Origin of the sequence: Synechococcus sp. HIMB2401 (assembly GCF_042883245.1) — a bacterium.
GTDB lineage: Bacteria > Cyanobacteriota > Cyanobacteriia > PCC-6307 > Cyanobiaceae > Parasynechococcus.
This window is the reverse complement of sequence record NZ_JBDJKK010000001.1, coordinates 725,848-742,639: the sequence shown is the minus strand read 5'-3', so window position 1 is coordinate 742,639 and position 16,792 is coordinate 725,848. Positions and strand designations below refer to the sequence as shown.

Annotated in this window: 18 protein-coding genes; 5 read left to right on the top strand and 13 right to left on the bottom strand. The window is 61.8% G+C overall.

The window, feature by feature from the left end:
* Positions 1 to 2: 2 nt before the first annotated feature.
* Genes AAXE93_RS04595 through thrS form a run of 6 tightly spaced genes read right to left on the bottom strand, consistent with a single transcriptional unit; the run spans position 3 to position 7,959 of the window.
* Complete coding sequence (locus AAXE93_RS04595; RefSeq protein WP_390128482.1) at positions 3 to 2,105, bottom strand: M3 family metallopeptidase; 2,103 nt, start codon at positions 2,103 to 2,105, stop codon at positions 3 to 5.
* Position 2,106: 1 nt separating this feature from the next.
* Positions 2,107 to 3,642 (bottom strand): NAD(P)H-quinone oxidoreductase subunit 4, encoded by a 1,536-nt coding sequence (locus AAXE93_RS04590; protein WP_390128480.1) that lies wholly within the window; start codon positions 3,640 to 3,642, stop codon positions 2,107 to 2,109.
* 57 nt (positions 3,643 to 3,699) lie between these two features.
* The gene (gene thrB, locus AAXE93_RS04585) at positions 3,700 to 4,647 is read right to left on the bottom strand and encodes a homoserine kinase (RefSeq protein WP_390128478.1); all 948 of its coding nucleotides are present in this window, start codon (positions 4,645 to 4,647) and stop codon (positions 3,700 to 3,702) included.
* Positions 4,648 to 4,661: 14 nt separating this feature from the next.
* A complete protein-coding gene (glk, locus tag AAXE93_RS04580; RefSeq protein WP_390128476.1) occupies positions 4,662 to 5,696 on the bottom strand; it encodes a glucokinase in 1,035 nt (344 codons plus the stop codon).
* Between the two features lie 35 nt (positions 5,697 to 5,731).
* Positions 5,732 to 6,127, bottom strand: a complete 396-nt coding sequence (locus tag AAXE93_RS04575) for a DUF1824 family protein (protein ID WP_390128474.1) — start codon at positions 6,125 to 6,127, stop codon at positions 5,732 to 5,734.
* On the bottom strand, positions 6,124 to 7,959 hold the full coding sequence (thrS, locus tag AAXE93_RS04570) for a threonine--tRNA ligase (RefSeq protein ID WP_390128471.1): 1,836 nt from the start codon (positions 7,957 to 7,959) through the stop codon (positions 6,124 to 6,126). Before thrS ends, AAXE93_RS04575 begins: the two co-directional genes overlap by 4 nt.
* Positions 7,960 to 7,962: 3 nt before the next feature.
* Here thrS and AAXE93_RS04565 point away from each other — a divergent pair, with 3 nt between their 5' ends.
* Entirely contained in the window at positions 7,963 to 8,319 is a 357-nt protein-coding gene (locus AAXE93_RS04565; RefSeq protein WP_390128469.1) for a DUF2605 family protein, read from the top strand.
* Here the strand turns inward: AAXE93_RS04565 and AAXE93_RS04560 are convergent.
* From AAXE93_RS04560 to AAXE93_RS04540, 5 genes are all read right to left on the bottom strand, one after another.
* Positions 8,304 to 8,993, bottom strand: a complete 690-nt coding sequence (locus tag AAXE93_RS04560) for a muramidase (protein WP_390128467.1) — start codon at positions 8,991 to 8,993, stop codon at positions 8,304 to 8,306. The two genes, AAXE93_RS04565 and AAXE93_RS04560, sit on opposite strands and share 16 nt — an antisense overlap.
* Before the next feature lie 235 nt (positions 8,994 to 9,228).
* Positions 9,229 to 10,242: a tryptophan--tRNA ligase gene (trpS, locus tag AAXE93_RS04555; protein WP_390128465.1), complete on the bottom strand. Its 1,014-nt coding sequence runs from the start codon at positions 10,240 to 10,242 to the stop codon at positions 9,229 to 9,231.
* A 3-nt stretch (positions 10,243 to 10,245) separates the two neighbouring features.
* Entirely contained in the window at positions 10,246 to 10,761 is a 516-nt protein-coding gene (locus AAXE93_RS04550; RefSeq protein WP_390128463.1) for a hypothetical protein, read from the bottom strand.
* Positions 10,762 to 10,777: 16 nt separating this feature from the next.
* Positions 10,778 to 11,305, bottom strand: a complete 528-nt coding sequence (locus AAXE93_RS04545; RefSeq protein WP_390128461.1) for a hypothetical protein — start codon at positions 11,303 to 11,305, stop codon at positions 10,778 to 10,780.
* Positions 11,298 to 12,200, bottom strand: a complete 903-nt coding sequence (locus AAXE93_RS04540) for a cation diffusion facilitator family transporter (protein WP_115132448.1) — start codon at positions 12,198 to 12,200, stop codon at positions 11,298 to 11,300. The genes AAXE93_RS04545 and AAXE93_RS04540 overlap by 8 nt, the downstream gene beginning before the upstream one ends.
* Positions 12,201 to 12,336: 136 nt before the next feature.
* Here AAXE93_RS04540 and AAXE93_RS04535 point away from each other — a divergent pair, with 136 nt between their 5' ends.
* The 4 genes from AAXE93_RS04535 (at position 12,337) to AAXE93_RS04520 (ending at position 15,834) form a co-directional block, all read left to right on the top strand.
* Positions 12,337 to 13,653: a YcjF family protein gene (locus AAXE93_RS04535; RefSeq protein ID WP_390128459.1), complete on the top strand. Its 1,317-nt coding sequence runs from the start codon at positions 12,337 to 12,339 to the stop codon at positions 13,651 to 13,653.
* A gap of 141 nt (positions 13,654 to 13,794) precedes the next feature.
* Positions 13,795 to 14,871, top strand: coding sequence for a photosystem II q(b) protein (gene psbA, locus AAXE93_RS04530; RefSeq protein WP_390128457.1), 1,077 nt, complete (start codon positions 13,795 to 13,797; stop codon positions 14,869 to 14,871).
* Between the two features lie 432 nt (positions 14,872 to 15,303).
* Entirely contained in the window at positions 15,304 to 15,501 is a 198-nt protein-coding gene (locus AAXE93_RS04525; protein ID WP_186495004.1) for a hypothetical protein, read from the top strand.
* A 180-nt stretch (positions 15,502 to 15,681) separates the two neighbouring features.
* Positions 15,682 to 15,834: a hypothetical protein gene (locus AAXE93_RS04520; RefSeq protein WP_170950581.1), complete on the top strand. Its 153-nt coding sequence runs from the start codon at positions 15,682 to 15,684 to the stop codon at positions 15,832 to 15,834.
* Here AAXE93_RS04520 and AAXE93_RS04515 read toward each other — a convergent pair.
* Entirely contained in the window at positions 15,828 to 16,151 is a 324-nt protein-coding gene (locus tag AAXE93_RS04515) for a hypothetical protein (RefSeq protein WP_390128453.1), read from the bottom strand. The genes AAXE93_RS04520 and AAXE93_RS04515 overlap by 7 nt on opposite strands.
* Before the next feature lie 232 nt (positions 16,152 to 16,383).
* Positions 16,384 to 16,785, bottom strand: coding sequence for an OsmC family protein (locus AAXE93_RS04510; protein WP_390128451.1), 402 nt, complete (start codon positions 16,783 to 16,785; stop codon positions 16,384 to 16,386).
* Positions 16,786 to 16,792 lie beyond the last annotated feature (7 nt).

Below are 16,792 nucleotides of genomic sequence, written 5' to 3'. Positions count from 1 at the left end.
ATTCAGGCCGCGGCCACCAAACCGGAATGGCGAATCAGGGCTTCGGTGCTCGCAGGACGGCCTCGGAAGGCTTCAAACACCTCTGCTGGAGATCGGCTGCCACCGAGGCTGAGCACGGTGTCGCGGAAGCGGGCTCCCGTTGCACGCACCTGATCCTCCTGATCCAGACCCACCTCCTCAAAAGCGGAGAAGGCATCTGCGCTGAGCACCTCAGCCCACTTGTAGGAGTAGTACCCGGCGGAGTAGCCCCCCGCGAAGATGTGGCCGAAGGCACAGAGGAACTGATCCTCCGGGATGGGATCCATCACCGTGGTGGTGGCCGCGATCTCACGGCGCAGTCCGTCAGGGCTAACGCCAAGTTCCGGGGTCCACTGGCTATGGAGACGAAGGTCACTCAAGGCAAAGTGAACCTGCCGCAGGGTGGCGAGGCCTGCATTGAAGGTGCGGCTGCTGCGCAGCTTGTTGAATTCCGACTCAGGCAGGGGTTCACCGGTTTGCCAGTGGCGCGCCATACCCATCAAGGTGGCGTGATCAAGGCACCAGTTCTCCATGAACTGGCTGGGGAGTTCCACGGCATCCCATTCCACGTTGCTGATGCCGGCGGCTTCCGGTTCCTCAACGGTGGTGAGCATGTGCTGGAGCCCATGGCCGAATTCATGGAAGAGGGTCTCCACTTCCTCAAAGCTCATCAGGCTGGGCGTGTCGCCCACAGGTGGGGTCTGGTTGCAGACCAGGTAGGCCACCGGCAGCACTACAGAGCCATCGGGTTTCTTGCTCAGGCCCAGGCATTCATCCATCCAGGCTCCGCCGCGTTTGCTGGCGGGCCTGCTGTAAGGGTCGAGGTAGAAGCCGGCAATCGGTGTGCCATCGGAGCGCTTAACCCGGAAGAAGCGCACATCGTCGTTCCAGGTCGGTGCCTCGCCGTCGGCGGCAACGATCTCGACGTCGAACAGACGCGTACAAAGGCTGAACAGGCCTTCGAGCACCTGCGGCAGCGGGAACCAGGGACGCAGCGCCTCTTGGTCCAGATCGAACCGGGATTGGCGCAACTTCTCCGACCAGTAGGCGATGTCCCAAGGGGCCAGCTCATCAGCTTCGGGGGCCTTGTGCTCCCTGGCGATGGCTTGGAGATCCTGCAGCTCTTGCTCAGCTGCTGGGTATGCCGCAGCGCGCAGTTCTTCCAGCAGTGCTTCCACCGCCGGAACATCGTCAGCCATCTTGGCGCTGAGGCTGAGGTCAGCCCAATGGGCATAGCCCAGGCGGGACGCTTGCTCGCGCCTCAGGGTCAGGATCTCCTCGATCAGTGCCCGGTTGTCGAGTTCGCCTTCACTGGCCCGCCCCACATGGGCCCGATAGGCCTTCTCCCGCAGGGATCGGTTGTTGGCGTGGGTGAGGAAGGGCAGATAGCGGGGCATGTCCAGTCCCAGCAGCCACGGGCCGGACTCCGCAGACGCATCAGCATCCCCTGCTTCACGCGCTGCGGCGGCCAGTGCCTCCAAGGCCCGTTGCGGCAGGCCTTCCACCTCATGGGGCTGGCTGAGTTTCAGGGTCCACTGCTGCGTTGCATCGAGCACGTGGTTGCCGAACTGGGTGGAGAGAGCAGCCAGGCGTTCACTGGTGCTGTTGAAGGCTGCCTTCTCATCGCCACTGAGGCCAACACCGCGCTGCTGCATCGAGAGCAGCTCGGATTTCAGGATCCGCTCCTGGGTTGGGTTGAGCGGTTCGGAGGGATCGCTTTGGAGGGCCATCAAGGCCCGATGAAGAATCTGGCTTTGGCCAAGCCGGTTGCTGAGGCGCACAACATCCGGTTGCTGGGCGGCATGGGCATCGCGCAGCTCAGGGGAATTGCAGACGCCATTGAGGTGTGACACCACACCCCAGCTCCACCGCAGCCGTTCGCCGATGGCCTGCAGCGGTTGCATCACCCGATCCCAGGACAGCTTCGAGGGGCCGACAAGGGCTGTCTCAAGAGCCTGCTCGAGCGCAGTGAAGTCCTGATCCAGCTGTGCGAGCAAAGCCGGGATGTCTGTGCTGACGAGCTCAGGGGAAATGGCCCGGAACTCGGGAAGCCCTTGGCCGCGTAGGAGGGGGGAAACAGTCGACATCTCAGCTGGCAATGAACTGCAGGGCCAGAGCGTTGGTGGAAGCTTCGTAGAGGTCCATGGCAATGCGGGGCCAGATGCCGATCACCAGGGTTGGCACCAGCAGGCTCAGGCCAATCACCAGCTCCCTGGGGCGCATGTCAGCGACGCTGGCCAGGGCCGGAATCCTGGGGCCGAAGAACACCCGTCGGCACATGGAGAGCAGATAAATCGGTGTGAGCACCAGTCCGATGGCGGCCAGCAGAACGGTGATCGATCGGAACACGGACGTGAAGGCTTCCTGGCTGGTGATGCCAAGGAACACGGTGATTTCACTGATGAAGCCACTCATGCCCGGCAGCGCCAGCGACGCCAGGGAGCTGGCCAGGAAGAAGGCAAACGTGATGGGCAGTGCCTTGGCCAGTCCGCCCATGTTGGGGATCGAGAGGGTCTTGGTTCGCTCGTAGAACACGCCCGTCACGAAGAACATCGCGGCTGCGATCAGGCCATGGCTCACCATCTGGAGCATGGCTCCGCTGATTCCCAGGGCATCAACGGCACCGATCCCCACCAGCACAAAGCCCATGTGGCTCACGGAACTGCAGGCAATCCTGCGTTTCACGTTGTCCTGGGCGAACGCGTTGAGCGCGCCGTAAACGATGTTCACGATCCCAAGGATCACCAGGGCTGGCGCCAGGGTGGCGTGCGCTTCGGGAAGCATCTGCACGTTGAAGCGCAGCAGGGCGTAGCCGCCCATCTTGAGGAGCACCCCGGCAAGCAGCATCGACACCGGAGCGTTGGCCTCACCGTGGGCATCGGGCAGCCAGGTGTGGAGCGGGAACATCGGCAGTTTCACGCCGAAGCCAATCAAGAAACCCGCGTAACACAACAGGCCGAAGCTGCCGCCGGGAGAACGAACCGCCAGTTCCGTGATGTTGAAGGTGAACGTGTCGCCGGAGAAGGCCAGTGCCAGGCCGCTGATCAGGATCAGCAGAGAGGCCAGGGCCGTGTAAAGGATGAATTTGGTGGCGGCGTACTGGCGGTTCTGTCCGCCCCAGATAGCAATCAGCAGGTAGACGGGAACCAGTTCCAGCTCCCAGGCCAGGAAGAAGAGCAGGAAGTCCTGCGACAGAAACACCAGGCCCTGGGCCGAGGCCTGAACAAGCATCAGGGCGAAGTACAGCCGTGACTTGCGCTGAACCGACCAGCTGGCCGCCACAGACAGGAACGTGACCAGGCCGCTGAGCACCACAAGAGGTGCTGAAAGACCATCCACACCAAGGGACCATTCGAGGCCGAGTGCTGGGAGCCAGCTCACCCGCTCCACCAGCTGCAGCCCTTCAGTGCTGGGGTCGAAGCGGGTGGCAAACACCCCCATCATCAACAGAAGATCGACCAGAAGGACGACCAGGGTGATGATCTTGGGCGCGGGGGATGGCTTCTCTTCGCTGCTCGGAACCAGTGGCAGCACCAGAGCTGCTGCCGCCGGCAACAGCACAATCAGCGACAACCAAGGGAAGGGACTGCCCGAGACAGCAAGCTCTGCTAACCCAGCGTCCATTCCGTGTCCGCAATCTTTAACAAAGCTAACAGGGCTGAATGCCCTGTTTAGGTGGATCTACTCATCGTCGGCCGGTTGCCAGTGGCTGCCTGAGGTCTGCAAATTCAGCACCGGCGCGCGGCTGGCGACCCCGGCAGCTTCCCAGGCTTTGACCATGGCTCGGCTGACGGCTGGGCCTTTGTCTTCCTCGCACAGAGCCAGAACGCTGGGTCCGGCTCCGCTGATGGCGCAACCCCAGGCTCCCGCGTCTATGGCGGCCTGTTTGACCTGGTCGCCGCCTTTGATCAGGCGCCAGCGGTACGGCTCGTGCAAGCGATCGTGCATGCCGTCGGAGATCAGATCACCATTGCCGGTGCGCAGCCCTTGCAGCAGCAGTGTCAGGGCACCCAGGTTGACCACAGCGTCGCCAACGGGGATGGCCTTGGGCATGGCCCGGCGGGCTTCGCTTGTGCTCAGGCGAATCGATGGAATCGCCACGACGGCCTTCACGCTCGGCGTCCATTCGCAACGCACCACGCGCCAGCGCTGAGAGGCGGCCTTGGCGGTCATGCAGAGGCCCCCCAGAAGGGAGGGCACAACGTTGTCCGGGTGACCTTCGATATCGATGGCCAGCTCCAGCAGCTTCTCCTTGGAGAGAGGCTCACCGACGAGGGCATTGGCTCCCATCAATCCCGCCACGATCGCCGTGGCACTGCTGCCCAGCCCCCGTGCCGGCGGCACGGCAAGACGCACCCGTGCCTCAAGGGCGACGGGTTCCAGCCCAGCCGCTTTCCATACCCGTTGGGCCGCTCGGTAAACGAGGTTCTCCGGCCCACCCCGGAGGTGACTGCCTTCCGTTCCCTCAATAATCAGCTCAAATCGTTCACCGCCCCCTTCGATTCTCCGCATCGCGAAGCGGTTGTTCAGATCAAGGGCTGCACCGAGGCAGTCAAATCCAGGGCCGAGATTGGCGGTGGTTGCCGGGACGTCCACGACCACTTTCTGACCGATGCGCGGCTGCGCCATCGCTGATCCTCTGCTCAGGCCAGTGTCCCACCTGACTCCGCCAGCATCCGGGCGCGACAGGCTGCACTGAACAGTCCGGCATCGGGATCGATCACCGCTGTGACCTGCATCCCTTCGATCAGTTCGCGGAAGCGTCCCTTGTCGCGCATCGCATTGAGAAAGCTGGCGGATTGCAGTCCTTTCAATTGTTTTGATGCGGTGCCCCCGCCAACCCAGAGGCCTCCTGTGCAGAGTTCCTGAAGGGCAAGATCGCCTGCCGCTGAGCCATAGGCCTCTAGCCAAAGCTGTAGGGCGCGTTGCATCAAGGGATCACCCCCTTCAGCGGCAACGCTCACCTGAGCGGGAAGATCGTTGGAGCTGTTGCGCCGCCAAGCCTCTGCCACGCTGCGCAGGGGGTGCATGGCGGCATCGGGTTTCTGAAGCAGCCAGTGGGCCACATGCCCCAGGCCGGTGCCACTCACGATGCGTTCGATCGAAAGGCGGCTGACGCCGAGGTCTTGTTTGAGCCAGGAGGCCAGCTCCCATTCCGCTTCAGTGCGCGGAGCAAATTCGCGGTGCCCTCCTTCGCTCGCCAGGGCCACCAGTCCCTGGTCGCTCTGCAGGCCTCGCGCCATGCCGAGACCGGTGCCGGCCCCAAGAATGGCCAGGGGGCCCTTGTCTTGGTGGCCCTTCTGAAGGATCACCTGCTGATGGCTGTCGAAATGGGGCAGCCCGTAAATCAGCACGCCGAAATCATTCACCAGCTCGACCTGTTCCATGCCCGCAGCCCGCGCCAGGTCGGCCTCCCGCAACCGCCAGGGCAGGTTGGTGATCCTGGCCTCCCTGTGTCGCACCGGACCGGCAACGGCGATGCAGGCATGCGCTGGAGCCGGGAGATCGGCGGGGCGATTGTTGAGGAAGGCCTCGAGCATCGGCTCAAGGGATGGCCATTCTCCCGAGCGGAAGCGTTCCTGATGGAGCAGGCGCAGCTGGCCCGCCTCACTCCCGTAGAGAGCAAGCAGAGTCTTGGTGCCTCCCATGTCCCCCGCCAGGAGTGTGCTGGTGGCCATCCAGGGCTGCGGCAACTCCTACCAGCGTGGTTGGCTCAGGAGAAGAAGTCCAGTGGGAGCGGTCCCCAGGTGGTGCTTGGCGTGGTGTCGTCGTCACCGTGGCCACTGATCAGAATTCCTACGCCAAGGCCGTGCTCGACCCGAATGCGGATCGTGCCCCCCTTCTGATTGGCTTTCAGGAAAACAGGGCCCTGCTCCTCTGGGCTGTCGACGAGCTCCAGCGGCTCCCACTGTTGGCTTTGCTCGAGGCTGCGCAGCGCTGTGAGGGCCTTCTCCCTGGACGGGGCCATGATGCCGATGGTGAACCAGCTGGCCTGGGCCATCGCCTGATCGAGTTCTACTCGCAGCTCGTTTCTGATCTGGGGAGGCAACTCCGGCGCTCCTCGCAGACGCGCGAGATCGGCCAGGCGCTGCACAGAGGAATCCGTCATCGGTTCAGCTCCAGGCCCGCGGTGCGCTCGCTGTTGGCCATCTGGGCAGCACTGAGAAGGTCGGCCACCGCAGTGACCCCGAGGTCACCTTCCCGTCGGCTGCGAAGGCTCACGGCGTTCTGCTCCGCTTCCTTGGCACCGATGACCGCCAGCACGGGGATCTTCATCTGTTCGCCGGTGCGGATCAACTTGCCGAGCCGGTCACCGCTGCGGTCGATCGTGGCGCGAACGCCAGCTTTGGTGAGTTGGTCCAACACTTGGTCGGCGTAGGGCTGCACCTCGTCGGTGACCGGCAGCAGACGCACCTGCTCGGGGGCCAGCCAGAAGGGGTAATCGCCGGCGTAGTTCTCTGTCATGATCCCGAAGAACCGCTCCAGCGAACCGAAGATGGCGCGGTGGATCATGATCGGCCGCTGCTTGCTGCCGTCGGCGGCGATGTAGTCGAGCTCGAACCGTTCCGGCAGATTGAAATCCAGTTGGATCGTGGAGCACTGCCACATCCGGCCGATGGCGTCTTCGATCTTGAGGTCGATTTTCGGGCCGTAGAACGCACCGCCGCCCTCATCGATTTTGTAGGCCCAACCCTTGCGCTCCAGGGCTTCAATCAGTCCCTTGGTGGCCAGGTCCCAGACGGCGTCATCGCCGATGGACTTCTCGGGGCGGGTGGAGAGGTTGATCTCGTAATTGCTGAAATCGAAGGCGGAGAGAATCCGTTCGGTGAGATCGAGGATCTTCAGGATCTCGTCGCTGATCTGCTCCGGCAGGCAGAACACGTGGGCATCGTCCTGGGTGAAGCCCCGCACCCGCATCAGACCGTGCATCACACCGGGCCGCTCGTAGCGATACACCGTTCCAAGCTCCGCCCAGCGGATCGGCAGTTCCCGGTAGCTGCGCAGTTTGCTGGCGTAGGTGAGCACGTGGAACGGGCAGTTCATCGGCTTGAGCTGGTACTCCCGTTCGTCCACCTCCATCGGGCCGAACATGCTCTCGGCGTAGAAGTCGAGGTGGCCTGAGGTCTTCCAGAGGCTGATGTCCGCCACGTGGGGGGTGTAAAGGAGCTCGTATCCGCCCTCGAAGTGGGCCTGGCGCCAGAACTCCTCGATCAACAGGCGCATGCGGGCACCGCGGGGGTGCCAGAACACCAGACCAGCTCCGGCCTCATCTTCGATCGAGAAGAGGTCGAGGTCTTTGCCGATGCGGCGATGGTCGCGGCGAAGCGCTTCCTCCTTGCGACGTTTGTACTCCGCCAGCTGTTCCGGGGTTTCCCAGGCCGTGCCGTAGATGCGTTGCAGCTGCGCTTTGGTTTCATCACCTCGCCAGTAAGCGCCTGCCACGCTTTCCAGCTCGAAGGCCTTGGCATTGAGTTGGCCGGTGTGATCCACGTGGGGGCCAGCACAGAGGTCCCACCACTCCTCACCAAGGGTGTAGAGGGTGATCGGCTCCTGCAGTCCTTCAAGAATCTCGAGCTTGTAGGGCTCGTTCTGGGCTTTGATTTTTTCCTCGGCCTCGTTACGGCTCACCTCGACGCGTTCGAGAGGCAGCTTCTTGTTGATGATCTTGATCATCCCCTTCTTGATGGCCTTCAGGTCGGCCTCGGTGAAGGGATCGGGATTGTCGAAGTCGTAATAGAAACCTGTTTCGGTCCAGGGGCCGATGGTGACGCGCGCCTTGGGAAACAACTGCTGCACAGCCATGGCCATCACATGGCTCATGGAGTGCCGAATCTTCAGCAGTTGATCGCTTTCGCTGGTCTTGGGCAGAACCACCGGTGCTGAAGGGGCTGGGGTGGTTGCTGCAGCGCTGCTCACCGGTTCAGGTTCAGGGCCCGCCATCCTATGGGCGAGACCCGAGGGCATCAGGTGGGTGAGTCAACCAATCAGGAAGCTGGCGCGCTGTTGGATGAGTTGCTGGCATCCCTGCTCGATGACTTCGAGCACTGGTTTCAGCGCGGTGAGGAGCTTCTGCAGGCCTGTCCGGAGGAGGTGATGCCGTTGCAGGAGCGCCAATGCATGCAGGAGCGGCTTCAGGACGGCAAGAAGGCCATTGCTGCAACACGCTCCCTTGTGGCTGCATCAACGCAGCCCATGGCGGTCTCGATGGAGGTGATGAACCCGTGGCATGGCTTGGTCACGGAGGTGTGGGCCCTGGCCGCGAGGTTGGGGTCGAACCGTTCGCCTCAGGCCCCGAGCTGATTGCGCAGCTGACGCAGGTTGCTGCTGTAGAAGCGCGCCAGGTCCTGGGGGCTTTTTACCGGTTGACCGTAGGCGGAGCGGCCGGTCCAGGTGGGGAAAGATGCCCATTCGGGAGCCAGCTTCGCCATGGCGTTTCTGGTCAGCCCTTTCCGGTCGATTTCCCTGAGAGCACCGCGACGCTCAACAAGGTGCAGAGCGGCTTGGTCTTGGTGCCTGGGCTCGAAGCTGGACAGCTTGAGCTCCTTCGCTACTCCCTTCCAGGTCTTGGGCAGGAATTGATAGGCCCCCGCTGCGGCGCTGGTGTAGCGCTTCACGATCACCCGCTCGGGATGACGTGAGAGGTCCTGAAACTGCCCGCCGCCGTAAATGATCCGGTATCCCTTGTCTTCGCCGTCCTTCCAGGTGCCCTCGGCGTAGCGAATGGTGTTGAGCAGGGCGCGACGCTCAGGTGTCAGCTCGTAACGACCACCCTCCTTGCCGGAGGACAGGGTGGCGCGGCTGCTGGTGTTGCGGCTGCTGGTAGAGCTTTGCTCAACCTGTTCTGCGGGCGCCTCTGCGTTCTGGAGCGGCTGTTTGGCTCCTGCGGACAGCACCAATCCTGCGGTCAGGGCTGCACCGACGACAGGCCGACTCCAACGTGTGGCTGGGCTGAACGCACAAAAAAGGCGATGCACGCAGAACAATCAAGTGGACCGATCACAGTGCTGGCCCACGAGGTCTGGACGCGAGATCGGCGCCTGAGGGGTTGACGCGTTGTCTGCGCTGTGTATATGCAGCTGAGAGAAGGCTGAGAGTCTTGCGAGACTCGCCTCTGCGGCTGACGTTGTCTCCCCCAAGCCTCAGGGGCCGTGGCTTGAGCCCATGGCCGTCGCATTGATCAGAGCAGCTAATGCTTCTCTTTGTTGCTGATCAGGCTGGCCGGGCGAAGCCCAAGGCATCCCGAACCCGTTCAAGCGTGGCGTTGGCCACCGTTTCGGCCTTCTCACGGCCTGTTCTCAGCACCTGATCGAGCTCTGTGGGGTCCTGCATCAGCTCCCGGTAGCGGGCCTGGATGGGCTCCAGCGCGCTCACGGTGGCTTCGGCCAGCAGCGGCTTGAACTGTCCCCAACCCATCTCTGCGCATTCAGTGGCGGCCTGCTCCCGCCCCTTGCCGCTCAGGATTGCGTAGAGCCCAAGCAGGTTGTCGGTTTCCGGTCGATCGGGGTTGCCGAATTCGAGGCCACGCTCTGGATCGGTCTTGGCGCGTTTGATCTTTTTGGTGATCAGCTCCGGAGGGTCCAGAAGCGTGATGCGACTCCCCTCGTTGGGATCGCTCTTGCTCATCTTGCTGCGACCATCCGTCAGGCTCATCACCCGTGCCCCCTCCTTGAGGATCAGCGGTTTGGGCACTTTGAGCACCGGCGTGTCCTTGCCGCCGAAGCGGGCATTGATGCGCTGCTGGGCGATGTCCCGCGCCAGCTCCAGATGCTGCTTCTGGTCCTCACCGACGGGCACCAGGTCAGCGTCGTAGAGAAGGATGTCGGCAGCCATCAACACCGGATAGTCCAGCAGGCCCACGGAGACGTTGTCCCCCTGCTTCACCGCTTTCTCCTTGAACTGAATCATCCGCTCCAGCCAGTTGAGCGGCGTAACGCAATTCAGCAACCAGCACAGTTCGCTGTGGGCTGCCACCTGGCTCTGCACAAACACCGAACAGCGTTTGGGGTCCATGCCACAGGCCAGGTAGAGCGCTGCTGTGGAACGGGTGTCCTCAGCCAGGCGGCTGGGCTCATGGGGAACGGTGATGGCATGGAGATCCACAACACATACAAAAGTGTCGTGGGTCTCCTGCAGATCAACCCAATTGCGGATGGCACCCAGCCAATTGCCGAGGTGCAGTGCTCCGGTCGGTTGCACCCCGGAAAGAACCCTTGGCCGGCTCATCAATCAGGCCTCGGTTGCTGCGGTATTGGTGTCGTCGCTGGCGGTTGCTTCTGACTCCACCACCGGCTCCACCACTGGTTCGGCCTCCGGCTCGGCAACCGGTTCAGCTGCAGCCTCCGGCTGGGGTTTGGCCGGTCGGGCAAAGGGATTCGGACGGGACCCGCGGCCACCACGCTCATCGTCAAAGCGGCGGCCACGACCACCACCATCACGACCACCACCATCTCGCCGGCCACCTCGGGCAGGCTGATTTTTCTGCTGTTCGATCAGAGCGTCGAGTTGGCCGTCCTCCAGCATTTGGCCAAGGCTGCGGACCGCGAAACCCAGCACAGCCACGGTCGAGCGGAGATTGAAGGCCTCCTGCAGGGCCCGGGTTGAGCGCATTTCGTTGTCACTCAGACGAATCCGGAAGCCTCCGCCTTCACGGCCGCCACCACGGTTGCCACGACTGCGCTGACCATCTCGGCCGCCGTCTCCCTGTCCCGCCTGTTGTTGGGGATCGCTGTAGGAATCACTCATGGCCCATGGCCTGGAATCAGGCGCAAGTGTGACGCATCACCGGGGTGTTTTCGGTGATCCAGAGCAGCTGGTGGCATTCAACGCTGTTCTTCCGAGCCAGCACCAGCATCGGAACCACCGTGATCCCCCGTTCAATCCGTTCGCGATAGATGCTCACCAGTTGTCGGTACCGCTCCGCTGTCCAGCCGTAGATGGCTGTGTCACGACTGTTCCAGTAGTCCTGCAGCGCCCTTTGGCAGTCCTCGATTCCGAACTCCCGCCAGCAGCTCTGTTGGGCCAACAGTGGATCCATCCCCCGCTGCAGCAACCTCCGGTAATGCGTCAATTCCGGGGCTTCATCGCGCCCATCCGGAGGGAGCCAACGATGCAGCTCGGTCAGGGGTGTTCGAGACAGCCGCAGCCAGCAGCGCTCCCGCAGCAACACCGGCAGTTGCCACGACCAGCTCTCTGCACGACGGATTTCATCGAGCACCTCAATCAGCCCCCGCTGCTGACGCTCGGTCAGTCCAGCGAGCGCCTGGGTTGTGGTGTCGACCTCAGCCATGGGCGCCGGTGTAGGTGATCCCGTCCTCCACGTAGTCTTTGGGTTCCAGATGGATGGTGCACCGCACCGGCCCGAAACTTTCGTCCAAGCGCTCTTCCACCTCTTCGGTGATCCGGTGCGCCTTGGTGAGGTCGTCTGCGTCGACAACCATATGCATTTCGATGAACACCTGCTGGCCCAGAACCCCCCGGCTGGCGATGTCGTGGCAGTTCAAGACGCCGGCGGTGGCCATAGCTTCGGCATAGATGGCTTCAGGTGCAACCGCCATGTGGTCCACCAGCCAGGGCAAGGTTCCGCGCAGCACCTGCCAGCACACACGGATCAGCAGGAGTGCCATGGGGATGGCCAGCGCAACGTCGAGCCAGCTCACCTGCAGCCACACCGCCCCGGCCATGCCCACCAGCACCACCACGGTGGTCCAAACGTCGCTCGCCGCATGTTGAGCATCTGCTTTGAGCAGGTTGCTGTTCAGTCGCCGACCTTCCCGCAGCTCATATCCCGCCAGCAGGAGGTTGAACCCCAGCACCAGCGTGAGCAGCACCAGCTCCTGGCTGGTCACCCGGATCGGTGGCAGGCCCTCGAGCAGCCTTTCCCCCGAACGCAGCAGGATCTCAAGAGCTGTGAACAGGATGAAACCAGCGATGCCCAGGGCTCCCACCGCCTCGTATTTGCGGTGGCCGTAGGGGTGATCCCTGTCGGGGCGCGGATCGGAAAGTTTGTTGGTAACCAGTCCCGTGAGGCTGGACAACGCATCGGTGGCGCTGTGCATGCCATCGGCGATCACCGCCAGGGAACCACTCATGGCCCCCACCAGAAGCTTCAGCAGCGACATGCTGATGTTCAGGCCCAGGGCCACCATCAGAACCCTGCGCACCCCCCGGCGGTTGTCGACCATCGCATTGGGATGACTGTGTGTCACGGCTGACTCCGGCCTGTTCCCAACTTATGGAGAACTCGTGTTTCTGGCCTGAAGTTCTGGTGTCAGGTGGTGGGTTGAGCTAAGAAGGGCCACTGCTACAGCAGCCGTTCTGTTGAAACTCCCGGCTTCATGGCCAGAACTGGTGGTGCCACCGTCGTCGTTGCTGCGGCCTTTGGCTCTGGCTGGAGCTGGTCTGCTTGCTGGACAGTGGCTGATCAGTGATGTGATGCATGTTCCCGGCGGGGGGCTGGGTCTGCTGGCCGCCGGTGGCGTTGTGATCTGGCTTGGCCGCAAGCCAAGTCAGCCGCGCTTCACAGCACCGGTATCGCTGGCTGGCTGGCTGGCTCGGTGCCAGGAAGTGCTGGATCAATTCGCACGTTTCGAGCAGCAACCCTCTGCCGATCTGGCCCGTCGCGCTGAACTGAAACGGGTGCTGGACCGCTGCGGTCCTGTGCGCATGGCGATGGTCGCCTTGGGGGGCTCTCAGGGACCGAATGAGGCAGACCTCAGCAGCTCTCTTGCTGGCCCGGCGCCGGTGACGCTGTCGCTCTGCCATCCCCTGACCACCGACGACGGCAGCCGTTCCTGGCCCGGCGGCCTGCTGGATCAGGATCTGATCCTGTTCAGCCTGCAGGCGCCTCTGCTGGCTTCAGATCTGCTCTGGCTGCAGCAGGTGCCGGACGATCAGCCGGCCTGGCTGCTTGTGTCGACCGACGCGAAGGACGCATCCACCGATGCCGTTGCGGCTGTTCGGGACGACCTTCCCGAGCGCTGGCGTGAGCGGATCCTGGTTCAGGAGTCTTCGATGCAGCTGCGCACTGCCCTGGCACCGTTGCGCCGTTCGCTGAAACAGGCTGCGGTGGAGACGCGTCCGCGACTCCTGGCGGACTTGCATCGCCGTTGGCAGCGTGACCTCGAATCGCTTCGGCGCGAACGCTTTCTGCAGATCCAGCAGCGCACCCAGTGGCTGGTGGCCGGGTCGGTGATGGCCTCCCCCATCGCCAGCCTTGATCTTCTGGCCGTGGCGGTGGCGAACGGTTTGATGATCAAGGAGATGGGAGAGATCTGGGGAACATCGCTGCAACCGGATGTGCTGAGGGAAGCGGCGGCGCAGCTGGCTCGGGTGGCCCTCGCCCAGGGCGTGGTGGAGTGGACCGGACAGACCTTGCTGGGGCTGGCCAAGCTGGATGGGGGGGGCTGGCTGATCGCCGGTTCGATGCAGGCCCTCAGTGCGGCTTACCTCACCCGTGTCGTGGGGCGATCCATGGCGGATTGGCTGGCGATCAATGCCGGTGTGGATGAGCTTGATCTTGTGGCGTTGAAGCAGCAGGCACCGTTGTTGGTGGCTCGGGCTGCAGAGGAGGAACGGGTGAACTGGAATGGCTTCGTTCAACAATCCCGCGAGTGGCTGCTTAACGCAACTTCATGAATGCTTAGCAAAGCGCTTAATGAAGTTTTTTTGAGACCTGATTCTGATTGTTGAGTTGTCATGTAACGGAACGTTCCGTCCATACACTTGATCCACCTGTCCCTTTTTTGAGGGAGAGGTTCATCCGTCTTCTTTTCTTCCATGTCCACCGCAATTCGCAGCGGACGCCAGAGCAATTGGGAAGCCTTTTGTCAGTGGGTGACCGACACCAACAACCGCATCTATGTGGGGTGGTTCGGCGTGCTGATGATTCCCTGCCTCCTGGCGGCCACCATCTGCTTCACCATTGCTTTTATCGCCGCTCCCCCGGTTGATATCGATGGCATCCGCGAGCCTGTCGCTGGCTCCTTGATCTACGGCAACAACATCATCTCTGGTGCTGTTGTTCCTTCCAGCAACGCCATCGGCCTGCACTTCTACCCCATCTGGGAAGCTGCTTCCCTCGATGAGTGGCTGTACAACGGCGGCCCCTTCCAGCTGGTTGTTTTCCACTTCCTCATCGGCATCTACGCCTACATGGGTCGTGAGTGGGAACTCTCCTATCGCCTGGGCATGCGCCCCTGGATCTGCGTTGCCTACAGCGCACCTGTCGCTGCAGCCTCCGCTGTCTTCCTGGTTTACCCCTTCGGTCAGGGTTCTTTCTCTGACGCAATGCCCCTGGGCATCTCTGGCACCTTCAACTACATGTTGGTGTTCCAGGCCGAGCACAACATCCTGATGCACCCCTTCCACATGCTGGGCGTCGCAGGTGTTTTCGGCGGCAGCCTGTTCTCCGCCATGCACGGCTCCCTGGTGACCTCCTCCCTGGTGCGTGAAACCACCGAGAGCGAGTCCCAGAACTACGGCTACAAGTTCGGCCAAGAGGAAGAGACCTACAACATCGTGGCTGCCCACGGTTACTTCGGTCGCCTGATCTTCCAATACGCCTCCTTCAACAACAGCCGTAGCCTTCACTTCTTCCTGGCTGCCTGGCCTGTTGTCGGCATCTGGTTCACCGCCCTCGGCGTGTCAACCATGGCCTTCAACCTGAATGGCTTCAACTTCAACCAGTCCATCCTTGATGGTCAGGGCCGCGTCCTGAACACCTGGGCCGACGTGTTGAACCGTGCCGGCCTCGGCATGGAAGTGATGCACGAGCGCAACGCTCACAACTTCCCCCTCGACCTGGCTGCTGCTGAGTCCACTCCTGTGGCTCTGCAGGCTCCTGCCATCGGTTGATCTGGAATCAACAAACGATTCAGATCAACTGAATCGGAAAGCTCCCTCCTCGGAGGGGGCTTTTTGTTGCTGTGTTGGCTGTGAAGGATGAGTGTGGGGGTGCTCAGGCTCCCTCAGGGCACCAGCCGATCTGCTTCTCCAGCCGCTGCATCCATTGGTGGCAGCGGTGTGTGAGGTGTGCCCCCTGGGGGATGCGCTGTTGGTGGTGTGCGCAGGCTGGCTGGGTGATCCCTGCCTCTCCAAGTGTGTGCTGAAAGTGCTGGCAGGTGAGGCACACCATGAGGGATCGGCTGGGTCGGACCTGCCCTGTTCCCATCGGCGGCCAGGCGCTTGGCGGCGGAGCATTGACGGAGCCCACACTCATCTTATTGGTAGCTATGTACTACTCGTTCTCTTGTGGGCTGTCAACGTGGTGTTGGGGAGAATGGAGCCATGAGTGAGCATCAACCCACCCTCCAGTTCGATCTGGATCTTGAAGCTGTTCGCCTGCTCCACCGCTCGGTGAGCTTTCACCTTGAGAAATGGCCCGGGGGGCCAGATCCCAGAGAGCAGGAGGCCCTGCAGTCGATGAAGACCTTGCTCACGGCAGCGTTGCTTGAGTTCAGCCTTGACCAGGACGGTCAGCGCTGAAACCTGCTCCCTTCACGGCTGAGCAGGGAAGCAGCGACAGCGCTGCATTGGCCGCTGTACAACGCATTGAGTCGGTTCAGGCCTGGCTGGACTGCATCGCCACCTGTTGCATTAACGATGGAAGAGAACTGGGCTCCAGCAGCTTTGGTTCCTGCGTTGTTCTCTTAAGCCGTTGTCCCCGTGGGTTGGTTGATCGCCCTTGCCATCGTCGTGGTGCTGTCCTGGCTGGGATGGCGTTGGAATCAGCTCGAATGTGCTGAAAGCCGCTCCGTCAGCGGCCGTTTGGTGAAGCGGATGCGTCGTCATTCCCGCCGACGCAAGCACCATCACTGAGCGTCGTGGTCTCTGCAAATGTGCCCATCTTTCCAGCTCCAGATCCATGGAACTGATGCCTTTGCCTTAAGAAGATCCTCTCGTTCTTCAAGCCTTACGGGGATGAATTCCGTTCTGTAATCAAATCCGTGATCACGCATGGACTGGTTCAGAACCAGGCTTCCTTCGTTGCTGGACACGGATCGGTGATAAGTGCCGATAGGGATTTGCAAAGCACCCATCGCTCGGATCAAATGAATGATGTGATGGGGATGATCCCAGGCCGGATTGAGCAACGTGAAGGTGCGAGAACCTTCAAGGACAAGGTTGTTGTCCACCTGATGACGGTGCACGTAGTACTGCTCTGAACCCTCTTGGTCGGGGGGTGACGTGGCAGAGCCATGGTGCGCGACCACGTCGGTGCCATTGCTTCCAGGAACCCCAGCATCAAAAAAAGTCACCGATGGGGTTTCTCGGAAGACATGAATCGGTATGAAGTGAAGTCTCATCGTGACTCCTCTTGTTCTTCTTATTCCTGCTTTAAATCCGCCCCGCGAGAAAATCGGATGATCAGCGCCAGATCAAATCAATTGTCATGGATGGCTCCAAATTTCGTTTCACCGGGCAGTCATTCACAACACGCCTGAACAACTGAATCTGTTCCTCAGATAAGCCTTGGGGCAGTGTGATCCACACCCGTAGTGTTTCGATCTTGCGGGGCCCCGTTTGGCTCATGATCTTCTCAACTGAAGCTTCTGCATCGGTCACAGACCAGTTCCGGCGTTTGGCCGTGATTCCCATCACGGTCAAGATGCAAGTGCCCAGTGCGGTCGCCAATAAATCTGTTGGTGAGAAACTTTCCCCTCGCCCGTCATGATCAGGAGGAGCATCGGTGCTCAACGTCACACCCGAGGGCTCATGTTCGGCTGAACAGTGCAGATCGCCGGTGTAGCGGCAGGAGATGCGCGTCATCAGACCC

Coding starts and splice junctions, on each gene's coding strand:
- AAXE93_RS04565 (WP_390128469.1), top strand. CDS start 7,963: ATGGGCGAGACCCGAGGGCATCAGGTGGGTGAGTCAACCAATCAGGAA.
- thrB (WP_390128478.1), bottom strand. CDS start 4,647: ATGGCGCAGCCGCGCATCGGTCAGAAAGTGGTCGTGGACGTCCCGGCA.
- AAXE93_RS04510 (WP_390128451.1), bottom strand. CDS start 16,785: ATGACGCGCATCTCCTGCCGCTACACCGGCGATCTGCACTGTTCAGCC.
- AAXE93_RS04545 (WP_390128461.1), bottom strand. CDS start 11,305: ATGGCTGAGGTCGACACCACAACCCAGGCGCTCGCTGGACTGACCGAG.
- AAXE93_RS04575 (WP_390128474.1), bottom strand. CDS start 6,127: ATGACGGATTCCTCTGTGCAGCGCCTGGCCGATCTCGCGCGTCTGCGA.
- AAXE93_RS04540 (WP_115132448.1), bottom strand. CDS start 12,200: ATGGTCGACAACCGCCGGGGGGTGCGCAGGGTTCTGATGGTGGCCCTG.
- AAXE93_RS04525 (WP_186495004.1), top strand. CDS start 15,304: ATGAGTGAGCATCAACCCACCCTCCAGTTCGATCTGGATCTTGAAGCT.
- psbA (WP_390128457.1), top strand. CDS start 13,795: ATGTCCACCGCAATTCGCAGCGGACGCCAGAGCAATTGGGAAGCCTTT.
- AAXE93_RS04595 (WP_390128482.1), bottom strand. CDS start 2,105: ATGTCGACTGTTTCCCCCCTCCTACGCGGCCAAGGGCTTCCCGAGTTC.
- trpS (WP_390128465.1), bottom strand. CDS start 10,242: ATGAGCCGGCCAAGGGTTCTTTCCGGGGTGCAACCGACCGGAGCACTG.
- glk (WP_390128476.1), bottom strand. CDS start 5,696: ATGGCCACCAGCACACTCCTGGCGGGGGACATGGGAGGCACCAAGACT.
- AAXE93_RS04550 (WP_390128463.1), bottom strand. CDS start 10,761: ATGAGTGATTCCTACAGCGATCCCCAACAACAGGCGGGACAGGGAGAC.
- AAXE93_RS04590 (WP_390128480.1), bottom strand. CDS start 3,642: ATGGACGCTGGGTTAGCAGAGCTTGCTGTCTCGGGCAGTCCCTTCCCT.
- thrS (WP_390128471.1), bottom strand. CDS start 7,959: ATGGCGGGCCCTGAACCTGAACCGGTGAGCAGCGCTGCAGCAACCACC.